This is a genomic window from Pleomorphochaeta sp., assembly GCF_050031695.1.
GTDB lineage: Bacteria > Spirochaetota > Spirochaetia > Sphaerochaetales > Sphaerochaetaceae > Pleomorphochaeta.
Window position 1 is genome coordinate 1 of sequence record NZ_JBNAIC010000022.1, and the last position, 2,748, is coordinate 2,748.

Annotated in this window: 2 protein-coding genes; both read right to left on the bottom strand. The window is 24.7% G+C overall.

Features of this window, described 5'->3' with window-relative positions; genetic code table 11:
* Positions 1-384, bottom strand: a 384-nt coding sequence (locus tag ACPKM0_RS04925) for a DUF188 domain-containing protein (protein ID WP_472473868.1), incomplete at its 3' end; no start/stop codon positions are given.
* A 166-nt stretch (positions 385-550) separates the two neighbouring features.
* Entirely contained in the window at positions 551-2,386 is a 1,836-nt protein-coding gene (locus ACPKM0_RS04930) for an IS1634 family transposase (RefSeq protein WP_472473870.1), read from the bottom strand.
* Positions 2,387-2,748: the final 362 nt, after the last annotated feature.

The window sequence follows — 2,748 nt, forward strand, 5'->3', positions numbered from 1 at the left end:
ATCTGTAAAGATATTACCTCTATCATCTAATACTAAAACACCTTTTTCACATAATCTATCTATTAAAGGAATATCATGTGTAATTGCTAAATCTCCATCTTCTGCTAATTCAACAATTTTATTATCTGCACTATCACTATCGCTTTCTACAACTATCATAGTAATATTACTTTTAATTTTTTTTAAATCTTCTTTCTCAATATTAGGATTATTAATTAATTCTTCTTTTCTTAATTTAGAAGTATGTTTTTCTTTTGTTAGTAAAACATCTTTTAAATTTCTATCTGCTACAAAGGTAATATCTAAATTTCTTTTTACTGCAGCTCTTAAAACAATTTCTCTCATCTGCTTTAAAAAAGAATCTGAATCAACATATATTTTCATTAAAAATAATTCTCCATTAATATTTTTCATATTTTAATATATTATTTACTTAAGTACTAGTAGTATAATATCCTGTCTTTTCAACTTAATTGAGCATAAAAAGAGCCTAACTTCTTGTATGAACAAGACTTGTTAGGCTTACATTTTTACTAATAGTTTTAGACACTTAAAAATCTTTTTTCTTTGTTTTTCCTATCATTTTTTTAATTTGATTCAATTTTAGATATTTTTTAGAAAAATCAATATCTAGATCATTTCCTATATCTTCAAGCACATCATCATAATGATTAAAAGCATAATATCCACTTTCTATTAATGTTCCTGATGCTAATTTTAATGTTTTTGTTATTTTCTTTGATGAATATTTCCAATCTAATCGATATTCTATTAGTCTTAATATTACTAAAGCTACATAACAAGTTAAGAAGTGTGCTTTGATATGTTCTATTGTTGATACATATACAGGTCTTGTTTTTAATTGAGATTTCGTTACTTTAAACGTTTCCTCAATTTTCCATAACCCTTTATACATATCAAGAATATCTCTATTTGTTACAGGTTTATTTAGTTTTAAAAAACCATCATAAGTGAATTTACTTTTATCTCTAAACGGTCTTTCACCTTTTTTTAATCCAATAACATTGGTAGCTATTGCATAATAACCATCATACTTTTCTTCTTCTTTTAATTTATCATAATCAAATAATATATTCTTTTTAAACTTAATAACTTTATTATTTTCATCAAGAAATTCTTCTATAGTATATTTTTCACTACCATACTTGTTAGCTTTTCGACTAGTTCCAACTTTTGATAAAGCTTTTTCTATTGCTTTTTTTCTATCCCTTTTAGCTTTATCAGCATATTTTTTACTATAAATTATTATCTGCTTATCTTTTATTTTTACCTTTGATTCTTTGCCATCTTTTAAAGAATGAACTGTAATAATTCTGTCTTCAATTTGAGATTTCATTTTAAACAATACTGTTTTACCATCTGCAGCATATTTAGTTTCTTCCTCATCCCAATTATCCTCTGCTAATACATATTTTTTAAAGGAATCAGGCACTTTAGTCCCTTTAACTGAAAGACTGATTACATATCCATTTCTTTGTAATCTTATTCTAGCTATATTATCACCACTCATCATACCTTTATCAGCAACAACAATTAAATCTTTCATATTATAGTCATATCTAATATCCATAAGAGAAGGTATTAATGTCTTACAATCATTAGTATTGCCAGGATAAAGTCCATAAGTAATTGGAAGCCCTTTTTCATCCATAAATAATCCCATTTGGATAATTGGATTTGGTCTATGCTCTTTTGAAACCCCTTTTCTTCTATAATCATTTTCATCTTCTATTTCATCTACTTCAAAGTAATAATTAGTAACATCATAAAAAACTAGTGTAGTATCTCTTTCATATTGTTTTTCTATTTGTTTATTAATGCTTTTTAGCATTGCTGTAGAGTGTTCATTAAAGAAATCAAGAGATTTATATGTATCTTCTAAGGTGAAATCCATTTTATCAAAGTAAAAATCTTTATGAAAAAAAGATTCTCTCTTTGATGATGGATTTAATATTCTATCAAATACTAATAATTTGAAGATAGCATTATGATTATATTCAGCTTTAGTGTATCTTCTTCTGTTATTAATAAAATAATCAATTTCTAATTCATGATAGATTTGTGATAAAGCAGCATAACCTATGTTTTTTCTAGTGTAAGAATAGTCAGAAGTAATTTTATTAAGTTTTTTATTAGGATCAATTTTCATAAGAAATGGAGCATGATTTTCTTTATACTCTTTAGTCATTTGAGCAGCTACTTCTTTAAAGTGAGCAATTGGATCATCATATTCTTTTTCTAAAACATCTAAATATCCTAAATATTTAATAGTTTTTGATCTATTTTTACCATCTTCAGTAGTGTAACTTTGAGCAATGCTTAAACTTACTCTACCTTTAGTGTTCTTACTTTTCTTAACAAACATAATTACCTCAATTTACTAAAATTATATCACAACTCTAATTAAATGTAAATAGTCTTTATTAGTCTAAAGAAAAATGTTGTTGAAAAAATTACAAAAAAAGATCCAACTCTTTATGAGTAAGGATTTATTTACTGATTGTTGCTAGGGTGAACATTAAAAGTGTGGAAGAATCTGAATCAACATATATTTTCATTAAAAATAATTCTCCATTAATATTTTTCATATTTTAATATATTATTTACTTAAGTACTAGTAGTATAATATTGTCTATAGTCTTGAAATAAGTGTGTTATTTTTATATCTTTTTAATGCAAGACTTCTTGTAAAAACAAAACCAAAAAATCGGAGATTAGAAATTATGA

What these genes read in the sequence shown, in the direction of transcription:
- ACPKM0_RS04930 (WP_472473870.1), bottom strand. Translation starts at nt 2,386, where the DNA reads ATGTTTGTTAAGAAAAGTAAGAACACTAAAGGTAGAGTAAGTTTAAGC.